Genomic DNA, 20,283 nt, shown 5'->3' on the forward strand with positions numbered 1-20,283 from the left:
TAATTCCGCAACACTATTATAAATTAAACTTTTTAAGTACCTGAGCAACAAAAAGTTGCTCAGGATTTTGCCATGTCAGAATTTTCACTTATCTTAGTGTTGCAAAAAAAACAAGAGAATCCGACGATAGACATGGCGAAGATACAAATTAAATCTGAGAGACTCACTCCTTTTGGGGGATTATTTTCAATCATGGAGCAATTTGACTCCACATTATCATCTGTAATCGACTCAACCCTCGGTCTAAGGTGTAGATCGTTCGGTTATCAGTACAGCGAAATCATCCGTTCTCTCATGAGTATCTACTTCTGTAGCGGTTCATGTATTGAGGATGTCACTACTCATTTGATGAACCACCTCTCGCTTCATCCGACACTTCGCACTTGTAGCTCTGATACTATCCTCAGGGCGATAAAGGAGTTGACGCAAGAAAACATTTCATACACATCAGATATGGGCAAGACCTACGATTTCAATACGGCTGACACTCTCAATACTTTATTGCTCAATTGTATATTTGCATCTGGCCAACTGAAAGAGGGTGAGATGTATGATGTTGATTTCGACCATCAGTTCATAGAGACAGAGAAGTATGATGCAAAGCCTACATACAAGAAGTTCCTTGGTTATCGCCCTGGCGTGGCGGTTATTGGCGATTTGATAGTCGGTATAGAGAATAGCGATGGTAACACAAATGTTCGTTTCCATCAGAAGGACACGCTGAAGAGGTTCTTTGCGAGATTTGAACAGAATGGGCTCACTATCAATCGCTTCAGAGCTGATTGTGGATCATGTTCCGAGGAAATCGTGGAGGAAATAGAAAAACACTGCAAGTCCTTCTATATCCGTGCTAACCGCTGCAGTTCGATCTACAATGACACCTTTGCTCTCAAAGGCTGGAAAACTGAGGAAATCAATGGCATTGAGTTTGAATTGAACTCTATCCTTGTTGAGAAGTGGAAAGGTAAGGCATATCGACTTGTGATTCAAAGACAGAAACGGATGGATGGTGTGCAGGATTTTTGGGAAGGAGAATACACATACCGTTGTATCCTGACTAACGACTATGATTCTTCCGTAAGAGAAATTGTCGAGTTCTATAACCTTCGTGGAGGAAAGGAACGTATCTTCGATGATATGAACAATGGTTTCGGGTGGGACAGATTGCCCAAATCCTTCATGGCAGAGAACACAGTGTTCCTTCTTCTTACAGCACTTATCCGTAACTTTTACAAGGCCATTATTCAAAGACTTGACGTAAAGAAGTTCGGGCTCAATGCAACAAGTCGCATAAAAGCGTTTGTCTTCAGGTTTATCTCTGTACCAGCCAAGTGGATCAGGACATCAAGGCGGTATGTGCTGAACATCTATACCTGTAATAATGCTTACGCAGATGTTTTCCAGACTGATTTTGGATAATGCCTACAACTTATGGGAATGATATTGTGTATTGCCTCAAGTCACATTGTGGGGTAAGGGGATATTGTAGGCAGAAGTGGGTGCTTCAAGTTCAAATTATCTGCAAATTCAGTAATGAGAGGACGTGTAAACGCAATAAGGACGTTCAAGGGCTTAGTTGCGGATTTGAGGATATACAGGACTGTCAGTCGGCTCCAGCTGTTTTTTAAGTCCTAATTTCTGTTTTATGTATTCTTGGGTTTTAGGTGATTCTTTTTGTATCTCATATTTGTTATTCAGAAAATCTTGTTGGCATAAAAAAGTCATCACGTCTATGCGAAAACAACGTTCTTTTTCGCTATTGTTTTTATTGTTTTTAGCCGGATGGCATACTCCTACTAATTTTCCATTCAGATAGGCATTTTGGTCTATTACTTGATATTGGGGAAATAGTGAATTTACTTGGTAATGCTCTTCTTTAGGATATGAACGGTCTATTGTTTCCCATTTTCCTTTCTTATCATGTAACCATTCCCATGTTTGGGCGGCCCGAATTAAATATAAAGAATCAGCTATTCTTTCTTGTACTATTCTTTCGGCATCATTGACCTTTTGGATGGAGTCTACTCTTTTTTGTTCTAACTCTTTCTTGCTAATAGCATTTTCTATTTCTACTTTGATTTTTTCGAATTCTTTTGATTTAGCTTTTAAACTTTCCATTGATTCACCTAAGTAAATAGTTGGAAATTTATATTTGAAATCTTCTAATTTATATATTTTGCAGATTCTTAGAAGTGAATCTCTCGTATTTTGTAATTTTTGAGAGAATACTTCTGTCTTGCTTTTCTTTGCCTTAACGAATTTTGATAAGTCTACTATTTGTGCACTTGTCTTACATATTCCTGTACAGAGGAATAGGCATATTAATAGAAATTTTCCCATAGTTACCAATATCTTAACCAAAACTCGTTAAACAAATCGCTTTCCGAATCTTGCTGTTCATAATCATTTAAATCTCCCAAGCAGAATGGAATATATCCGTTCTCTTTACATTCGTTTGCCAGCATAGCCGGCATTTCATCCAAGGCGGTGATTAGTATATAATGCCTTTTAGTATTAGGCATATACTCTTCACATACTTGGTCGAAAATGGCCTTGTATCTTGCTAATTGATTATGGTGAGTTGGTGTATACGCTTTGTTCTCAATCAAAACAGCATGAAATTCTTCTTTTCCATTGCATGTAATCCGTATGTTTGCCCATAGGTCAATATATTTCCATTGTTTCCAAGTTTCAACAGAAGTGACTTGCACGTCGTCTGTCATTTCGATGCCAATCAGTTTGCCGAGAATCTTTCTACAATATTGATAAAGGATAGGTTTCTCTTCACTGTATTGCTGTATAGATCTACGTAATGTCCATGAAAGAATAAAGTCTATCATGGTTTCTTTTTGAGAATCTCCTTCGGAAGAATCTTTCATTAGTAATGATACTTTTTCCATGTTTTATATAATTTTCTGATTATCCGTTTATGCACCTGTTATATTCGCAATTACTAGTCTGTCAAAGAGTTTGTCTCCAAAATACCGTCTGTTTAATTTGTAAATAAACTCGTTGAGATACAACTGTAAGTATTTCCTTTTGATTTTATGGTAGTTGCCCAGCAATGTCCGTTTTGCATTACTGATTGCGATATGCACCCATTTGAGTGTTTCCTTGGTGGTTTTGGCGTCTGATTTCTCGGTGACGTGCAATTCCACCAGATCGGAGATGTCAACGTAAGAAGTGCTTTTGTCCGAAAATACGATGGCATCATCCTCCATGCAGTCCCTGACCACGCCGTTGATTCCTTCACTTTGATGGCTATCCAGTACCCTGGCCTTGAAATAACGCACATGCTTCTCCTTTTTGCCCGTTTCGATATCTTCCAACGGGGTGCTTTCGGCCATCACCGCAACGTTCTGCTTTCCCTCGGCTCCCCGGCCACGTGTACCCTTGCCTCGCTCGATTTCCTTACTGGCCACCGAAAAGTAACCCTCATCCAGTTCTATCATCCCTTCCAGTGTATACCTTGCATCCCGGTTGCCCATCGCCCTGCGGAGTTTGTGTACCATCGCCCATACCGGTTCGTAACGCTTCAATCCTAATTGCTTCTGGAGTTCGTTGGTGGAGAATCCCTTTTTTGTGCAACTCATCAGGAACATCGTTTTGTACCACACCAGAAACGGCAGCTTGGAGCTCTCCATGATCGTACCGCTGCGCAACGAGGTGCGGAAACGGCAACCTTTGCATTCATAACTCCATTTACCCTGTAACCAATAATGGGAAGTGCCCCCGCATCGCTTGCAGACAACCCCTTCCTTATCACGCTGCTCCTTGAAATGCAAACGACAATCTTCCTCCGAACCGAAATGAGCCGTAAAACTGAATATGTTCATAATCCCTGCTTTTTGAGCGCTAATATACTAAAAATATTAGGTGTGTTTGCGGAGAATCAGATATAATTTAAAATGAATGTATGGGTACAAAAAAAAGAGCGTAAAACTAACTTTTAGCTTATTTGATTAGGTAGGTTCTGGTAAACCTTATGATCCAAATAAGTAAAAGCAGTCCACGCCCTATTCGGGTGTGAACGTCACTTCAACTTATTATTTCGGATCATTGAATAAATTTACCAGATTTATAAAGTATAAATTATGGAGGAAAACAAAAGTCAATCAAATGAAAATAAATATGCTGTATAATAAGCAATTAAGCTATATCTGCATCTTCTCTTGTTTTACTTGATTATTGTTGCTTGGCTCTTTTTCGGTACATTTTTGTTTCTTATTTGTTCCTTAATTCGGATTATTCTTTCTACCTTTGTGGCAGAAATAACGAGTAAAGCAAGGAGGAATTATGCCACGAGTAAAGAAGCCCGCAAAAGTCAAAGAACCTATCCGTCTTCGGATGAAAGAGTTGGCCAATGGAAACAAAAGCCTGTATCTGGATATATACCGCGACGGCAAACGGACGTATGAATATCTGAAGATGTATCTTATTCCAGAAACGGATCACAATGCCCGTAGACAGAACGAAACGACAATGGCTGCCGCCAATGCTATCAAGTCGAAGCGCATTATCCAACTGACCAACGGAGAAGCGGGTATCGAAACCCGTGAAAAGGTTTTTCTTCTGGACTGGATGGAAACCTACAAAGAGAATCAGGCAAAGCGAGGAAAAAAAGATGGAAACCAAATCCAAGTTACTATCCGCATACTGAAAGATTATGCCGGAGAACGTATGACAATGGATCAAATTGACAAGGCGTTCTGCCAAGAGTATATCGACTACTTGCTGACGGAGTATCGCCCCAAAGGGAAACGGGTATCTAACTTTACGCTTCACACCTACTACCGTATCTTGAACGGAGCTTTGAATGCAGCCGTACGAGCGGAAATTATAAAAGTCAATCCTTTTACCAAAATCAACAATTCGGATAAAATCCGTCTGCCGGAAAGTAAGCGGTCTTATATGACCATAGAAGAGGTTCGGGCATTGATTGGTACTCCGATGAAAAACGAAGCCGTAAAACAGGCTTATTTGTTCTCCTGCTTCTGCGGACTGCGGATAAGCGATATTATCAGTTTGAAGTGGAAAGACGTGTTTGTCGATAGAGGACAATACCGTTTGGCCGTATCCATGCAAAAGACCAAAGAGCCGATTTATCTACCTCTTTCCCCTGAAGCGTTGAAGTGGATGCCGGAACGTGGAGAGAAGACATCGGAAGATCATGTATTCGATTTGCCGAGCCCAACGATGATAAACACGCTTCTCAAACCTTGGGCGAAAGCGGCTGGAATAGATAAGCGGTTTTCGTTCCACACCAGTCGGCACACGTTTGCGACGATGATGCTGACGCTCGGTGCAGACCTCTACACGACCTCGAAATTACTCGGCCATGCAGATGTCAAGATGACGCAGGTGTATGCCAAAATCATCAACCAGAAAAAGGATGATGCGGTCAATTTAGTAAACGGATTGTTCGACTAAAGCAGCTGCCGAATTTTAGGGTTGCCCGATGTTTTTTGCTGGTGCAGTTTATTCCCGCGCGGGCATATATAATTCTGTTTAGTTTAGTATTTCTCTATATATAGGGCAAGAAAACTAAAGTAAACCGTTTCGTAAAAACAACTGAAAAGAAAGCGCATAGGTGTATAACGATAGCGAAGTTTATAAAACTTCCAAATCAAATATATACTTTCATATTGACAAAAAACACCGCTGAAGCACAATGCCAGCGGTATTCTTTTTAATCCCCCTTTTTATGAATATGGGGCTTAAGAGACGGCGTATTCCCTGGTGTCTGCTTGTTGTCTCTTTGACGTCTGTCTGGTTTCCCTGTGGATTTTGCAATCCTTTTTGGTCCTGGCTTAATTCCCATGTCTATTAATTTTAAGTTTAAAAAATAAGGACAATAAAAATGCCAATCATGTATTTGGCACAAAATAGCCATATTTATGGCATAATAGTGTCATTTTGGCAGATTATTTGTGATCTTTTTTAGAATTACATTGGACAATCTTACAATTTCTGCTTGCAGATTGTATGGCAATCCTCCCGACGCAGTAAGGCGGTTGGGGTATTAGGCTCCCCCGAAATAAATTTCGTGGCACATGGATAAGTTCATGTAGTATTATATAATGGCAAAATAAAATCAGCCCCAAGACACTTGGGACTGACCTCTTTCGCATACAGAAGTCTGATAATGAGCATCAATAATTAAGTATAATATAAGATGCTTACTCTGAGGCTATGTCTATGGCGAAATAATTAGCAGACATATTATTTGATTCCTTAATTTCTAATGTTGTTGAACTTTGGAACATATTTTCATGTGATTGAAAGCTTGTGTTTTCAATTTCTTTGTATTGGTTTGCCGGGAAGTCTGCATTATTAATTGCATCTATAAACTTCTCGGAGAACCCCGCCTCTTTTAATGTACTATTTAACGATTTCATCTTCTTTGAGGAGTTAATGGAATATTAATGGGAGCTGCATTTCTTATGACACAATAGTTGTTGGAAACAAATATTTTAACAATTCCTGTATTTTCAAATATCCAATAAAACATTGCCCACATTCGTCGCATAGCTTTATCCAGCCCATCAATTGACTCTGAATGGGTAATTTTAAGTTTACAGACATTCCAAGCAACATCCCTATTAATAGCATGACCATGGCTTTTCCAGTTGCTATGACTACATAAAAGATTAGCTATTTCATTAGCTCTTTTTATTTTTTCATCGTTTGTAACAGGTGTATTTGTTGAAGAATGAGTATTCCATGCTTTGAACTTGAATTTAACAAGAAAGTCTTTAACCATATCGATTGAATACTTGCTTGCACTTTGCGCTAATCCAATATCTCGCGCATCCATATTTCTCAGTAACTGAATATCCGTCCAATCCGGTTGCTGATTTTGTTTGAGTTTTTCTTCTCCTCTAATACGAATTCCTTCTAATGCTACCAATATTGACTGTGCAGGAATAAATCGACCTTCCTTATTCGGAATTTGAGGATCTATAGGACCAAATTTTGATTGAGCAGACATGATAATTTCATCTCCTGACATAATTAAGATTGTACCTGCACTCATCGCCATATTTAGAACGATAAAATTCACTTTTTCAAAGCGAGGTCGTAGTACGTTAACAAAACTATTGACCTGATTTGCAGACCCTCCAGGAGTAACCAATACTATATCTATTTCTTTTGCATCAGCAGGAACCGACGATATCATCTCATTAAAAGGAAGATCATCTGTTCCATCGATTGAATTGTTTATATTGCCTTGAACTACATTTGTAACATAACATACAACAGGATTATTTCTAACAGCATATATTTCAGATATACTACGTCTGATTTCTCTGAGAACATCCAAATTATTGTATTGATAACCAAGCAGACTCTCAAATTCTCTGCCGTCTTGCATTACATCTAATAACGAATTAGATATTTTTATACCTATTGGATTCATGAGTTTATTATGATAATCGATTTATTTCTAATTTGATTTGTTCTATTACTTCTTTATTGGCTATTTCTCCATCCAAACTAAATACTATAAATACATTTCCGCCATATTGCTCTTTGAATGATTCGAAACTCGCTTTCATCCGTTCCGTTAGAGAATAACTTCCGAAATTGGCACTTGCAGTTATCGGCTTGATTTGTATGCCTATCGCTTTATCTCCGACTTTTGCAATATAGTCGATATCTCCGGCATGATCCAATTCAGGATCGCTTTCTTCAAAAGTTATGTCGGAAAATATTTTGGCTAAACCATCATTGATAACGGACTTTTCTCGTAAATAACCGTCGTAAGTACGATTTATGGTAAGATTATAAATATAATCGATACAATCTTGTTCAGTCAACTCTCGAAAAGCGGATTCCCATTCGGGTATAACGACTTCTGTAATTTTAGCATATAGCCGTTCTCCTAATTCTTTCAAACTTTCTACCGTTATTTTTGTCGGGTTCTTACCTGCTGTATGGGCGTTATCGAAATACCATGATTGCCACTCTTCGAAAGAGGATGGTTGGCAATCACGTATAAGAGCCATAACTGCACCGACTTTATTAGGACGGGATAATTGATAAGTTTGGCAAGCATAGTTCAGAACTCGTTCCTTTTTCCCGAAATTCATTGAATATCTATCCATAACATTATAGGGTTATCAGTTTCTCGAATTTGTTTTTATATTTGAAATCAAAAGAATAGTCCACGTCTGCCAAACCATTTTTCAGCATATGTGCATTTATAAAAGTCTTGTTATCCAAGTATAAGTAACACAACAACAAGTCTTTATCATCATACTTTATGGCATCGTAACGCAAAAAGACCTTCCTGCCTTTTGTCTTTTCCACAAGAAATTTTGTCGCATTACCATTGACAGACGGCTTTTCTTTGATTCCGAGCAGTCGTATGGTAAGTCCATTGTTCAATACAATAGTATTTGGTGACAAGATCGTTTTTACAGAAAAATACTCTTCCCGTTCTTTCTTGTCTTTATCTATCCGTGAACCGAATTGCAATTTCTTAATCTCGATTTTGCTTTCCATTTTGTGCGGGTCACTGAATATATAAGGCAAAGTTTTCATCTTTTCGTCAATGTCGAAAACAGATATATCGTTGCTGTATCTATATTCTACATTGCCGAACGAAAAGGATGAAGCGACCTTTTCCTCATAGTATTTTTTATAATCGGGATTTATTTCATACCCGATAGAATTACGTTGCAGATTACGCGCTGCCAAAGCCGTAGTTCCGCTACCCATGAATGGATCGAATACCGTTTCTCCAGCAAAAGAGAACATTTTGATTAAACGGTGCGGCAATTCTTCAGGAAAGACAGCAATATGCCCATCTTGTTTTGCTCCGCCAAAATTCCAATGGGAGGCGAAAAAGGTATTCCACTCCTCTTTCGTCATTGCCGAACATTTTTTTTGTTCGGCAGTGGGAACTGGTGCTTTGCCTTGCTTTTTGAATATCAGAATGAATTCATAATCGATTTTCAGAATACCGTTCCGAGGATATGGGAAACTTCCCATAACCGCTCCTCCACCGGTCGTGTTCATTGTGGTCTGCTTTTGCCATATAATCGCTCCCATATAATCCATTCCGAGCGACTCGCAAAAACGAATGATTTCTGTTCTTATAGGTATTACTTTATAGCGTCCGTAATAAACGGAGCGAGCGAATTGATCCCCGATATTTACACACAAACGGCAACCGTCATGCAATATACGATTGCATTCCGACCATACGGTGTTCAAATTATTGATATAACTCTCGTAACTATCATGGAATCCGATTTGACTATCGGTTCCATAATCTTTTAATTGCCAATACGGTGGCGATGTAATTATCAAATGAACGGATTTATCCGGTATCAAAGATAGATTCCGACTATCACCATTAATAAGCGTATGCGTTGTTTTTATTTCCATATTCTATCATCCACTATTATTTTCAAAGCTTTATCAGCAATGTTTTTATCTTCTCCTATAACTGCGTTTACTCTATCTGCAATCCAAAGGCTTAGTAATTCATCTCGCTCAATATTCAATATAGAGGAAAGATGAATTACTTGTTCTCTTTTAGCGAATCGATCTCCACGTTCGATTCGGCTATACATAGGTATATCTATGTTTAGAGCTATTGCTAATTCTTTTTGTAGCAATCCATTTTTAATTCGAGCCTCTTTTATTCTTTGAGCAAATAGCATTTTATGTTTCGTTATTTGTCATTCTTTGACAAATGTACTGCTTTTATTTGATTCGTGCATAATAAAAAACCTCTGTTTTTAACGATCTCACGATTTTTTATTGAATGACACAATCTTATGTCGAAATTGATATTGCAGCCAAAAGAGAAAAATACGATGTTGTTTCGTATTCTTTTTAACTGCGCTGTTATGTGAAGAAAGTGCAAGAAGAGGTGAAAATTCGGTTTAGTTTAGTACATTAGCCTATATATATGCTAAACAAAGTAAACTAAATTTAGGTAGGCATATTTGCCTTTCCATATGCCTATGACTTGATGGAAATGCTTACCTTTGCGGATAATAAAAATTCCGGCGAATGTAATCTGAAGATATACTTTTGCTCATTTTCTCTTTTGGCTGCAACAATTCATCGATGCGCTTCAACAATATATTCTCAGAAGAGCGACTGGTTGTCGGGGAAAATGGCTTAAAAAACATTTTAGTACAACCAAGTGCAAAGGATGAAACTAAGTGAAATGTGAAAAGCGAAGAATCGCTTAAATTATTGATTTTGTTCCTGTCTTGTTTCTTTGATAAGACACATGAAATTATATTGTATTGATATACAACGTATAACATATATGTCTTACAACATTTACCAGATTTACCTAATCGAAATAATACGTCTTAACGTTCAATCAATATGTCTGAAAATTTTAGTTCTCTGTTTCTTACTACTTCTTTTTAATGATTATACATCACAAAACTAAGAAACATTTTTTAGAATTAAAAGAATTTTATCAGAAAAGATGACCGGACTGCTTTATTATTTACTAATGAATACTCACTTCATTACATTTATGATAATATTCATTGATATAGTTGATTCATTTTTTGAATCATTGTTCCGATTTGAATTCTGAACCATTGAGGTTCTAGAACTTCTACAAGATTTCCATGCGATAGTATAGCTTGACAGAAATCATAGGTAGGACGTAATGAATAATCGAAAATGGAATAGTTACTATGTGTTTCACTTTCTTTTTGAGAATGGTGTAACGGGAGGGAACGGAAATACTTACATTGGTTTCCGTAGACTTTTATTCTGATTTTTTCTACATCATATTCTTCATCGACAATAACTCCGAAACTGTTGTCGAAGTAGACTTTAGGATTGAACGTTTGAGGACACTCAAATGATAAATCTGTTTGTTCCATTTCGAGTATTCGCTCGAGGGAGTAGATCAACACTTTGTTGTAATACGGACTTCGTGCTGCGATATACCAACGCTGTTTGAAGGCTTTTATACAATAAGGTTCAATTTGAAATGTATATGATTTGTCCTGCCAATAACTTTGATATGTTATTTCCAACGTTATACAATTATGAATAGCTTCAATGGCTGGTATCAGATATTGTTCTCCTGAGGGATAGTCTTCTAGTAGAATTTTATCCTTTAATTTGTGGCTTTTATTGAGGGTTGTATTGACTGCAAATGTATTCAAGAGCCATTTTCTGAGTCCTTCCTTTTTAAGTTCTTCAGTGTTTTCTATGTAATAATTACATCCGTTATGTCTATCGCATTCTATGTTAATGTCGAATAGTTCCTCAATAGCTTTCCGGTGATTATGAAAAGTCCGATTGGGGATTTCCTCTCCATTACTCATTTCACACTGCAGCCATTTACGATTAATTTCATCCAGTGTTATTGTTCCAGCCCGATAGATTGTGTCTACTAACCAGAGATATCTATTAAAGAGATCTTTTGCCATAAAGAAATCAGTTTATCCGTTTTATATTAGTGCTGCAAATATCGTGAAACTATGTGCCAAAACAAGGCACAATCTATACTTATTTCTTTTTCCACTCCTGATAGGAAATCAGCAGCCCCACTACTTCCGAGTAGTTCTGTCGTCCGCTTTCTATCTTATTCCCTTTCAGATAAAGATCATATATCCAATCCTGCACAGCACCGACCACAGGGCTATACTTGGCAGCCCAATACGCTTGATTATTCTTAGCCAATTCGATAATTTCCGGTCGGATGCGTTTAAACAGCCGGGTGTATTCTTCTTCCGGGAGTAATCTTTGCGCATTTCCCAATACATGTCCCAATATAGAGAAATATCCGGAAAAACGGATTCCCATCGCTTCTGAACGGGTGCAAACCTGATAAGCATAGAAATTAGCTTCCGCTTCACTGGTGATACCTAATAAATGGGCTAATTCGTGAGCGTAAGTGGCCGGATAATTAACGGGAAGCAAATCTCCGTTAAGTGTAAACTCGCAGAAGAAAGGCCCCATGCTACCCGTTACCCCTACCATCGAAATGAAGGGAGTGAATAACATTGTTTTTACCCTCGGATGCTCGTGTGGAGGGCGATGTACGCCCAGACTATCACTTAACTGATGATAGATTCGCACAGTTTCCTCTCGTATTAAATCTTGATTGATACTATTGACAGGAGTATACGAGCGGTTCAGTTGAGTAATATAATCATCTACGAATTCTTGGAAAATCTCGGGAGTATAGGCGGTATACGGGATTTCTGTTCGTTGATAGAAATTTTTCTGCGAGTAGTTCAGTCCCCATGCCAGATAGAACCATACATAAATCCATAATAAGTATTCTCCGTCACGCAATAAGATTTTCTTCCAAGGTAACTTCCTGCGGAGACGGGCATAAAAGGGATAAACAATCACGCCTGTGATGCTAAGGAAAATAAATAAATCCCCTATGGCAAAAGGAAATAAACCGGAAAAAAACGACAGGACGTAGGAGATAAGGGGATAGATTGTTTGAGAATAGATCGTTGCCAGAGCAGGAATCCATTGCGTTAGCCACACCAGGATTAATAATGCTCCTAAGGCTAAATATCTTACATTTGGCTTATTTTTCATCATTTGTATAAAATCAGTCAACAAAAATATGCATTTAATAAACGTCGCGCGAAAAAATACCTCTATATTTGCAAAAAATCTGTTAACAGTGACTTTGTGTACCTGCGTAATCAGAGAAAGTTATTCAACATAAACCGGATAAGATGGCTACATCAGAAGAAATAGAAAAGTATTGCAGGAATTGCGTGTCACGTGATTTTGTGAACGGAAAAGGACTCGTTTGTAAACGTACCGGAGAACTTCCCGCTTTTGAAGAAGAATGTGACAGTTTTGAGCAAGATAAGGAACTGGAAAGATTAGCGCCTCCCAAGCCGGAAGACTTTCCGGTATCCATGACAGAAGAGGAAATGCTTGCCGAAGAGAACCTGTCCAAAGGAGTATTGTGTGCAGTTGTCGCATGCATCGTTGGTGCGGTGGCATGGGGGCTGATCTCCGTTTCTACAGGTCGTCAGATTGGGTTTATGCCCATTGCTATCGGATTCATGGTAGGTTTTGCGATGCGGCAGGGCAAGGGAATACGTCCCATTTTCGGAATTATCGGTGCGGCATTATCTCTGGTTAGTTGCATCTTAGGTGATTTTTTGTCTATTATCGGATATATCTCTCAAGATTACGATATGGGCTATTTTCAAGTCCTGGCAGGTGTAGACTATGGAGAGATATTCTCTATTCTGTTGAAAAATGTAATGTCGATGACTGCCCTATTCTACGGATTCGCTCTTTATGAGGGATATAAATTCTCTTTCCGTGCACAGAAACACCCCGAGGGTGGTAAGATTTGAATTTAAATTATTAATTTTGCACCCGTTATTTTTAGAATATACATTATCATATACATAAAACAATATGGAATTAGCAAGTAAGTACAATCCCGCTGACGTGGAGGGAAAGTGGTACCAGTATTGGCTGGACCACAAATTATTCAGTTCAAAACCCGATGGCCGTGAACCTTACACCATCGTCATCCCGCCCCCGAACGTCACCGGTGTGTTACACATGGGACACATGCTTAATAATACCATCCAGGATATTTTAGTTCGTCGTGCCCGTATGGAAGGCAAGAATGCTTGCTGGGTGCCGGGAACTGACCACGCTTCTATTGCTACCGAAGCTAAAGTTGTAAACAAACTCGCTTCTCAAGGTATCAAGAAAACCGATCTATCTCGTGACGAATTCTTGAAACATGCCTGGGAATGGACAGACGAGCACGGTGGTATTATCCTGAAACAACTCCGTAAACTCGGCGCATCCTGCGACTGGGATCGTACTGCTTTCACTATGGATGAGAAACGTAGTGAAAGTGTAATCAAGGTATTTGTCGATCTGTTCGATAAAGGATTGATCTACCGGGGCGTCCGCATGGTAAACTGGGACCCGAAAGCCTTGACTGCCCTTTCTGACGAAGAAGTAATCTACAAGGAAGAACACGGAAAACTGTATTACCTTCGCTATAAAGTAGAAGGTGATCCGGAAGGTCGCTACGCGGTTGTTGCAACAACCCGTCCTGAAACAATTATGGGTGATACGGCTATGTGTATCAATCCGAACGACCCGAAGAACGAATGGCTGAAAGGAAAGAAAGTGATCGTTCCGCTGGTAAACCGTGTCATTCCTGTGATTGAGGATGATTATGTAGACATCGAATTCGGTACGGGTTGTCTGAAAGTAACCCCGGCCCATGATGTAAACGACTATATGCTGGGTGAAAAATACAACTTGCCTAGTATCGATATTTTCAATGACAACGGTACATTGAGCGAAGCTGCCGGTATGTATATCGGCATGGACCGTTTCGATGTTCGTAAACAAATAGAGAAAGACCTCGAAACTGCCGGATTGCTCGAAAAAATAGAAGCCTATACAAATAAGGTAGGATATTCGGAACGTACCAACGTTGTGATCGAACCGAAATTGTCTATGCAATGGTTCCTCAAGATGCAACATTTTGCAGATATGGCATTGCCTCCGGTAATGAACGACGATCTGAAATTCTACCCTGCCAAATACAAGAATACCTACCGTCACTGGATGGAAAACATCAAAGACTGGTGTATCAGCCGTCAGTTGTGGTGGGGACATCGTATTCCTGCATACTTCCTGCCGGAAGGTGGTTATGTAGTAGCCGCTACTCCCGAGGAAGCTTTGGCAAAAGCAAAAGAAAAGACGGGTAATGCCGCCCTGACAATGGAAGACCTTCGTCAGGATGAAGATTGCCTGGACACTTGGTTCTCTTCCTGGTTGTGGCCTATCTCTTTGTTCGACGGAATCAACAACCCGGGCAACGAAGAAATCAAATACTACTATCCGACAAGTGACCTTGTGACAGGGCCGGACATTATCTTCTTCTGGGTAGCCCGTATGATTATGGCAGGCTACGAATACGAGGGACAGATGCCGTTTAAGAACGTATACTTCACAGGAATCGTTCGTGATAAACAGGGACGTAAGATGTCTAAATCGCTCGGTAACTCTCCCGATCCATTGGAACTGATTGAAAAATATGGTGCCGACGGTGTACGTATGGGTATGATGCTTTCAGCTCCTGCCGGAAACGATATTCTTTTCGACGACGCCCTTTGTGAACAGGGACGTAACTTCTGCAACAAGATATGGAATGCTTTCCGTCTGATTAAAGGATGGACTAATGGCAAAGGTTCCATTCCAGTTCCACCCGATGCTCATCTGGCTGTTCAATGGTTCGACCAGAGACTGGATGCAGCTGCGGTTGAAGTTGCCGATTTGTTCTCTAAATATCGTTTGAGCGAAGCATTGATGTTGGTTTACAAACTGTTCTGGGATGAGTTCTCTTCCTGGTTGCTGGAAATTGTGAAACCTGCTTATGGACAGCCCATTAATGGCTTTATTTATAGTATGGTGCTTAGTTCTTTCGAACGTCTGCTTGAGTTGCTTCATCCTTTCATGCCGTTTATCACAGAAGAACTGTGGCAACAACTGCGTGAGCGCGAACCGGGTGCAAGTTTGATGGTTACTCTCATGAAGGAGCCTCTTGAGGTAAACGAGAAATTCCTGCAAGAATTTGAATTGGCTAAGGAAATTATCAGCAATGTTCGCAGCATTCGTTTGCAAAAGAATATTGCTTTGAAGGAACAACTCGAATTGCAGGTTGTGGATAGTCATCCGGTAGAAAAAATGAATCCGGTGATTATCAAGATGTGTAACCTGTCTGCTGTAACAGTGGTGGAAAGCAAATCGGAAGGTGCTGCTTCTTTCATGATAGGAACAACAGAATTTGCGGTACCATTGGGTAATATGATTGACGTGGAAGCGGAAATTGCCCGTATGGAAGCAGAACTGAAGCATAAAGAAGGATTCTTGCAAGGCGTAATGAAGAAGCTTAGCAATGAAAAATTCGTCAACAATGCTCCGGCGGCTGTTCTCGAACTGGAACGCAAGAAACAGACCGATGCTGAAAGTATTATTAATTCTTTGAAAGAAAGCATTGCTGCTTTAAAGAAAGCGTAACTCTCTGATAGCTAAATTTCAATAATATAAGGCATCTCGATTAATTTTGAGATGTCTTTTTTTTGCGAAATGGAAATAAATACTACCTTTGCCGTAGCTATTATCGAACATCACAAATGAAGCAAGTACTCCGAACCATCTCATTCTTAAGCATATTCCTTTTTATAGAAGGATTCTTATTATCTGTGTCAGCCCGAACTGAAACAACAAATAAAGAAGTACTGGTTTTAAACTCTATTAATTTTAATCTGCCTTGGGCTAAAAACTTTTATTGGTGCATACACGATGCTCTTCAGAAGCAGGGGATATCTGCCAAAGCGGAATCCCTTTCCGTACCAGCTTTGGCTAATAAGATGGAAGCAGATGCCGTAGTCACCCATTTGCGTGAGAAATACCCGGTAGCTCCCGCTGCCATCGTCTTGATTGGAGATCCGGGATGGATTGTCTGCCGTGAACTGTTTGATGACGTATGGAAAGACGTTCCGGTAATAGTGACAAATGCCCGCGACCGCCTGCCTGCTTCTCTCGACGTTTTGCTGTCTCATGCTCCACTAACAGAAACCAATAGTGTCCTCGGTGAAGAATGGAGAAGAGGCTATAATCTGACACTTTTAAAGCAGCATTATTATGTGAAGGAAACAGTGGAACTGATTTATAAACTAATACCGGATATGCAACGTCTGGCATTTATTTCAGACGACAGATATATTAGTGAAGAAACCCGTAGAGATGTAAAGGAAGCCGTCGAAGAAAATTTTCCGGATTTACGTTTGGATCTGCTTTCTACCACTCAATTATCGACAGAAATGTTGCTGGATACCCTGCATAGTTATAAACCTAATACAGGGATTATTTACTATTCCTGGTTTGAGTCTCATAATGAAAATGATAACAACTACCTTTTCGACCACATACAGGAAATTATAACCAATTTTACTCCCTCACCTCTGTTTTTGCTATCTCCCGAAAATTTATCGAACAATACTTTCGCAGGAGGATATTATGTATCGACGGAGTCTTTTTGCGATTCTTTGCTGGAAATCCTGAATCGCATATTGAATGGAGAACAAGCCCGCAATATCCCGGGTGGAGTGGGAGGGGAAGGAAATGCCTATCTTTGTTATCCTGTATTAAAGTCTTATAATATTCCGTCAAGTCGTTATCCCGACGATGCTGTATATATTGATAAACCTCAAACTTTTTTTCAGCAACACTATGTTAAGATTATTGCTAGTTCTGTTTTTCTATTACTTTTGATAGCTGCTATTGTCTATTATATTCGTATTCTTCGGAAAGCGTATAGCCGTTTGAGTGAAGCGGTGGAGAAAGCGGAGCAGGCTAATCAATTGAAATCTGCCTTTCTGGCGAACATGAGCCATGAAATACGTACTCCTTTGAACGCAATCGTGGGCTTTTCAAATATGCTTCCCCATACAGAAGATCCTGTCGAAATGCGCGAGTACGCAGATATCATCGAAACAAATACCGACTTGTTGCTCCAATTAATTAATGATATTCTGGATTTGTCGAAGATTGAAGCCGGAACATTTGATTTCTATCCTTCCTCGATCGATGTTAATCAGACAATGGAGGAAATCGAACAAAGTATGCAGTTACGTTTGAAAAACAATGATGTTACCCTTGCATTTACCGAACGCTTGCCGGGTTGTCTTTTTTATATTGATAAGAATCGACTGATACAATTGCTTGCCAACTTTGTCAATAACGCTATCAAATTTACTCAAACAGGCACTATCTGTATGGGGTATCGTATGACAGACACCGATACTATTTATTTTTATGTATCAGATACCGGCTGTGGTATGTCAAACGAACAGTGTGAACATGTTTTCGAACGATTCGTAAAATATAACCCATTCATTCAAGGTACCGGCTTAGGACTTTCCATTTGTCGTACGATTGTTGAGCGTCTCGGGGGAAAAATAGGAGTAGATTCAGAAGAAGGTAAAGGATCTACTTTCTGGTTTACACTTCCTTATAGAAAGAGATGAAGTTAGTTAATAGATAAGTTACTGTCTCCTTATTGCAAACTTCCTTTTCCTTACTGCCAAAGTTGTTTTTGTCTAAGAGAAATCTATAAACGGAAGCTTTGTTTTTATAAATGAAACTTGCGTTTATAAAAATGAAGATTACATTTATATAATTGGAACTTGCGTTTATAGTTTGTTTCAGGTCAAAGGGAACTTTAGCCTTAGAGGAACGTAAGTTTATCTTTAATACAACGCAAGTTATCTATTAATACTTTAGCTGACAGGTAATAGCCAAATGAAATAATATTGGTGGTTACTTATATGTTTCGTCTCTCTAGGGAAATAAGAGAGGTAGTAGTAACGGGAGGTAATCTTTCAAATCCACGCGCAGTTGCTTTAACGCTTGTTGAATACGGTAATCTATTGTTTTGGGAGATACTCCCAGTGTTTCTGCAATCTCCTTGTAACTCATATCCCGGAATCGGTGCATCACAAAAGCTTCCCGATAACTTTCGGGCAGTGCCGCGACAGCATCTTCAATCCGTTTCGCAAGTTCTTCAATCTGGTAATAGTCCGTATCTTGCAGCATTTCCTGCATTTCTTCATAAAAGCGGGTATCTGCCCGTTGGGTGGCATCGATATGTGCAAGCTTGTTCAAAGCCCTGCGATACACCATCTTAAAAAGATAAGAATTAAGAGAGGACTCAATAACCAGTGTTTCCCGATTTTCCCAAATCCATAAAAGAGAATCCTCTACAATCTCTTCTGCATCTTCCAACTCGACAAACCGGTGACCATACGCGCACAGCATCGGATAATATCTCCGAAACAGTGTATCGAACGCTTTTTGATCTCCGCGTTGAACGGCTGATAATAGAAAATCATTGTCTGATTGATAAGTTCCTTTCATGTATTAGCTCCATAATTTACTGCAAATATAGCTTTTTTAGATAGAAACAAAGATTTTTTGAAAAAAAATGGTTTTTAGTTTAGGAGTCTTCCCATTCTTCCTTGTCATATAGTAAAAGGCAATAAAAACAGATATGGATAAAACAGATAGAAATACGATAGAAGAACTGCTTCCCCGTTATTGTGAAGGGGTGGCAACGGAAGAAGAACGTCTGCAAGTTGAGATGTGGATGAGCGAATCGGACGAAAATCGACGGATGGCAAAACAGATACATGCTCTTTATCTTGCCACGGATACAGTTAATGTTATGAAGAAAGTCGATACGGAGAAAGCATTGTTGAAGGTGAAAAGTAGAATGTCGGGTAACAGACACAAGGGAACGATGTGGTGGCAATGGGCACAACGTGCGGCAGCAATTTTGTTCATTCCACTTCTCGTTACATTGATGCTCCAATATTGGGGAGGAAACGAACAGGAATTGGCACAAATCATAGAAGTGAAAACAAATCCTGGGATGATGACCTCATTGACCCTGCCCGATGGTACGCTTGTTTATCTGAATTCGGAATCAACACTAAGTTATCCTTCACGTTTCGATAATGATACAAGAAATGTGACTTTACAGGGAGAAGCTTATTTTGAAGTGGCTAAGAATCCGGAAAAGAAATTTATAGTCTCCACTTCCCATCAATCACAAATAGAAGTACTGGGAACTCATTTTAATGTAGAGGCATACGAAAAAGAAGATCGGATTTCAGCGACATTGGTAGAAGGAAAGATCGGTTTTATTTATAAATCAAATGATGTCTCGAAAAAAGTGCTGATGGATCCGGGACAGAAATTGGTCTATGATTCAAAAGATAATAAGGTTCAGCTTTATGCCACTTCCGGAGAATCGGAGATTGCCTGGAAAGAAGGTAAGATTATATTCAGAAATACTCCTTTGGAAGAAGGCCTGCGAATGTTGGAAAAACGGTATAATGTGGAATTCATTATTAAAAATGATCGTTTGAAAGGAGATTCATTTACGGGAACATTTACCAACCAACGCCTGGAACGTATCCTTGAATACTTCCAACTTTCTTCTCAAATCCGCTGGCGTTATCTTGATTCGCCGGATATGAAGGATGAAAAGAGCAAAATAGAAATATACTGATTGATTAACCTTAAAACAAAAAATGCAATGAAAGACAGAGCCCCTTAGTTAAAAAACATACGGGATGATATTGGCGTATCTTCCCGTATGGAAATCGGTAAATCTTTTTGATGCTTGTTTGGCGACAAGCTTAGATAAACTTTTTATTAACTTTAAGTCATCACAAATTTATGCAAAATTATTTTAGC

At 39.2% G+C, this 20,283-nt stretch carries 17 protein-coding genes and 1 pseudogene; 7 read left to right on the forward strand and 11 right to left on the reverse strand.

Annotated features, from left to right (window positions below):
* Positions 1 to 132 precede the first annotated feature (132 nt).
* On the forward strand, positions 133 to 1,419 hold the full coding sequence (locus tag INE92_RS00005) for an IS1380-like element ISBf12 family transposase (RefSeq protein WP_009040242.1): 1,287 nt from the start codon (positions 133 to 135) through the stop codon (positions 1,417 to 1,419).
* Between the two features lie 12 nt (positions 1,420 to 1,431).
* Positions 1,432 to 1,635: pseudogene (locus INE92_RS26820) on the forward strand (hypothetical protein).
* Here INE92_RS26820 and INE92_RS00010 read toward each other — a convergent pair.
* The 3 genes from INE92_RS00010 to INE92_RS00020 are packed head-to-tail and all read right to left on the reverse strand — an operon-like array spanning position 1,573 to position 3,836.
* Complete coding sequence (locus INE92_RS00010; protein WP_233476917.1) at positions 1,573 to 2,340, reverse strand: hypothetical protein; 768 nt, start codon at positions 2,338 to 2,340, stop codon at positions 1,573 to 1,575. The pseudogene INE92_RS26820 and the gene INE92_RS00010 sit on opposite strands and share 63 nt — an antisense overlap.
* Positions 2,341 to 2,342: 2 nt before the next feature.
* Positions 2,343 to 2,900: a PD-(D/E)XK nuclease family protein gene (locus INE92_RS00015; protein ID WP_008645402.1), complete on the reverse strand. Its 558-nt coding sequence runs from the start codon at positions 2,898 to 2,900 to the stop codon at positions 2,343 to 2,345.
* Between the two features lie 27 nt (positions 2,901 to 2,927).
* Positions 2,928 to 3,836 carry an IS1595-like element ISBbi1 family transposase gene (locus INE92_RS00020; RefSeq protein WP_005807145.1) on the reverse strand — a complete coding sequence of 303 codons (909 nt, stop codon included), beginning with the start codon at positions 3,834 to 3,836 and terminating at the stop codon, positions 2,928 to 2,930.
* A 460-nt stretch (positions 3,837 to 4,296) separates the two neighbouring features.
* Between INE92_RS00020 and INE92_RS00025 the strand changes: the two genes are divergently transcribed.
* Complete coding sequence (locus INE92_RS00025) at positions 4,297 to 5,430, forward strand: site-specific integrase (protein WP_022063873.1); 1,134 nt, start codon at positions 4,297 to 4,299, stop codon at positions 5,428 to 5,430.
* Positions 5,431 to 6,179: 749 nt separating this feature from the next.
* Here INE92_RS00025 and INE92_RS00030 read toward each other — a convergent pair.
* The 7 genes from INE92_RS00030 to INE92_RS00060 form a co-directional block, all read right to left on the reverse strand.
* On the reverse strand, positions 6,180 to 6,398 hold the full coding sequence (locus INE92_RS00030) for a hypothetical protein (protein WP_211421203.1): 219 nt from the start codon (positions 6,396 to 6,398) through the stop codon (positions 6,180 to 6,182).
* On the reverse strand, positions 6,395 to 7,420 hold the full coding sequence (locus INE92_RS00035) for an SDH family Clp fold serine proteinase (protein WP_211421275.1): 1,026 nt from the start codon (positions 7,418 to 7,420) through the stop codon (positions 6,395 to 6,397). Before INE92_RS00035 ends, INE92_RS00030 begins: the two co-directional genes overlap by 4 nt.
* 7 nt (positions 7,421 to 7,427) lie before the next feature.
* A complete protein-coding gene (locus tag INE92_RS00040; RefSeq protein WP_233476885.1) occupies positions 7,428 to 8,108 on the reverse strand; it encodes an MjaI family restriction endonuclease in 681 nt (226 codons plus the stop codon).
* A 4-nt stretch (positions 8,109 to 8,112) separates the two neighbouring features.
* Positions 8,113 to 9,396 (reverse strand): DNA methyltransferase, encoded by a 1,284-nt coding sequence (locus INE92_RS00045; RefSeq protein WP_211421201.1) that lies wholly within the window; start codon positions 9,394 to 9,396, stop codon positions 8,113 to 8,115.
* Entirely contained in the window at positions 9,387 to 9,674 is a 288-nt protein-coding gene (locus INE92_RS00050) for a helix-turn-helix domain-containing protein (protein ID WP_233476884.1), read from the reverse strand. The genes INE92_RS00045 and INE92_RS00050 overlap by 10 nt, the downstream gene beginning before the upstream one ends.
* 849 nt (positions 9,675 to 10,523) lie before the next feature.
* Positions 10,524 to 11,426, reverse strand: a complete 903-nt coding sequence (locus INE92_RS00055; RefSeq protein WP_004315852.1) for a helix-turn-helix transcriptional regulator — start codon at positions 11,424 to 11,426, stop codon at positions 10,524 to 10,526.
* 79 nt (positions 11,427 to 11,505) lie between these two features.
* On the reverse strand, positions 11,506 to 12,558 hold the full coding sequence (locus tag INE92_RS00060; RefSeq protein WP_195436290.1) for a DUF3810 domain-containing protein: 1,053 nt from the start codon (positions 12,556 to 12,558) through the stop codon (positions 11,506 to 11,508).
* Between the two features lie 140 nt (positions 12,559 to 12,698).
* On the opposite strand from INE92_RS00060, the gene INE92_RS00065 reads away from it, so the two are divergent.
* From INE92_RS00065 to INE92_RS00075, 3 genes are all read left to right on the forward strand, one after another.
* Positions 12,699 to 13,337, forward strand: a complete 639-nt coding sequence (locus tag INE92_RS00065) for a hypothetical protein (RefSeq protein ID WP_195436289.1) — start codon at positions 12,699 to 12,701, stop codon at positions 13,335 to 13,337.
* Positions 13,338 to 13,401: 64 nt separating this feature from the next.
* The gene (locus INE92_RS00070) at positions 13,402 to 16,038 is read left to right on the forward strand and encodes a valine--tRNA ligase (RefSeq protein ID WP_195436288.1); all 2,637 of its coding nucleotides are present in this window, start codon (positions 13,402 to 13,404) and stop codon (positions 16,036 to 16,038) included.
* Between the two features lie 116 nt (positions 16,039 to 16,154).
* Positions 16,155 to 18,050, forward strand: coding sequence for a sensor histidine kinase (locus INE92_RS00075; protein WP_195436287.1), 1,896 nt, complete (start codon positions 16,155 to 16,157; stop codon positions 18,048 to 18,050).
* Positions 18,051 to 18,363: 313 nt separating this feature from the next.
* On the opposite strand, the gene INE92_RS00080 is transcribed toward INE92_RS00075, so the two are convergent.
* Positions 18,364 to 18,939, reverse strand: a complete 576-nt coding sequence (locus INE92_RS00080; RefSeq protein WP_004315857.1) for an RNA polymerase sigma-70 factor — start codon at positions 18,937 to 18,939, stop codon at positions 18,364 to 18,366.
* Positions 18,940 to 19,072: 133 nt separating this feature from the next.
* On the opposite strand from INE92_RS00080, the gene INE92_RS00085 reads away from it, so the two are divergent.
* The gene (locus tag INE92_RS00085) at positions 19,073 to 20,095 is read left to right on the forward strand and encodes a FecR family protein (RefSeq protein ID WP_151921407.1); all 1,023 of its coding nucleotides are present in this window, start codon (positions 19,073 to 19,075) and stop codon (positions 20,093 to 20,095) included.
* Positions 20,096 to 20,283: the final 188 nt, after the last annotated feature.

The sequence above is a fragment of the Bacteroides xylanisolvens genome (assembly GCF_018289135.1).
Classification (GTDB): domain Bacteria; phylum Bacteroidota; class Bacteroidia; order Bacteroidales; family Bacteroidaceae; genus Bacteroides; species Bacteroides xylanisolvens.

Coding starts and splice junctions, on each gene's coding strand:
- INE92_RS00055 (WP_004315852.1), bottom strand. CDS start 11,426: ATGGCAAAAGATCTCTTTAATAGATATCTCTGGTTAGTAGACACAATC.
- INE92_RS00030 (WP_211421203.1), bottom strand. CDS start 6,398: ATGAAATCGTTAAATAGTACATTAAAAGAGGCGGGGTTCTCCGAGAAG.
- INE92_RS00040 (WP_233476885.1), bottom strand. CDS start 8,108: ATGGATAGATATTCAATGAATTTCGGGAAAAAGGAACGAGTTCTGAAC.
- INE92_RS00010 (WP_233476917.1), bottom strand. CDS start 2,340: ATGGGAAAATTTCTATTAATATGCCTATTCCTCTGTACAGGAATATGT.
- INE92_RS00075 (WP_195436287.1), top strand. CDS start 16,155: ATGAAGCAAGTACTCCGAACCATCTCATTCTTAAGCATATTCCTTTTT.
- INE92_RS00080 (WP_004315857.1), bottom strand. CDS start 18,939: ATGAAAGGAACTTATCAATCAGACAATGATTTTCTATTATCAGCCGTT.
- INE92_RS00025 (WP_022063873.1), top strand. CDS start 4,297: ATGCCACGAGTAAAGAAGCCCGCAAAAGTCAAAGAACCTATCCGTCTT.
- INE92_RS00070 (WP_195436288.1), top strand. CDS start 13,402: ATGGAATTAGCAAGTAAGTACAATCCCGCTGACGTGGAGGGAAAGTGG.
- INE92_RS00045 (WP_211421201.1), bottom strand. CDS start 9,396: ATGGAAATAAAAACAACGCATACGCTTATTAATGGTGATAGTCGGAAT.
- INE92_RS00050 (WP_233476884.1), bottom strand. CDS start 9,674: ATGCTATTTGCTCAAAGAATAAAAGAGGCTCGAATTAAAAATGGATTG.
- INE92_RS00085 (WP_151921407.1), top strand. CDS start 19,073: ATGGATAAAACAGATAGAAATACGATAGAAGAACTGCTTCCCCGTTAT.
- INE92_RS00015 (WP_008645402.1), bottom strand. CDS start 2,900: ATGGAAAAAGTATCATTACTAATGAAAGATTCTTCCGAAGGAGATTCT.
- INE92_RS00065 (WP_195436289.1), top strand. CDS start 12,699: ATGGCTACATCAGAAGAAATAGAAAAGTATTGCAGGAATTGCGTGTCA.
- INE92_RS00060 (WP_195436290.1), bottom strand. CDS start 12,558: ATGATGAAAAATAAGCCAAATGTAAGATATTTAGCCTTAGGAGCATTA.
- INE92_RS00020 (WP_005807145.1), bottom strand. CDS start 3,836: ATGAACATATTCAGTTTTACGGCTCATTTCGGTTCGGAGGAAGATTGT.
- INE92_RS00005 (WP_009040242.1), top strand. CDS start 133: ATGGCGAAGATACAAATTAAATCTGAGAGACTCACTCCTTTTGGGGGA.
- INE92_RS00035 (WP_211421275.1), bottom strand. CDS start 7,420: ATGAATCCAATAGGTATAAAAATATCTAATTCGTTATTAGATGTAATG.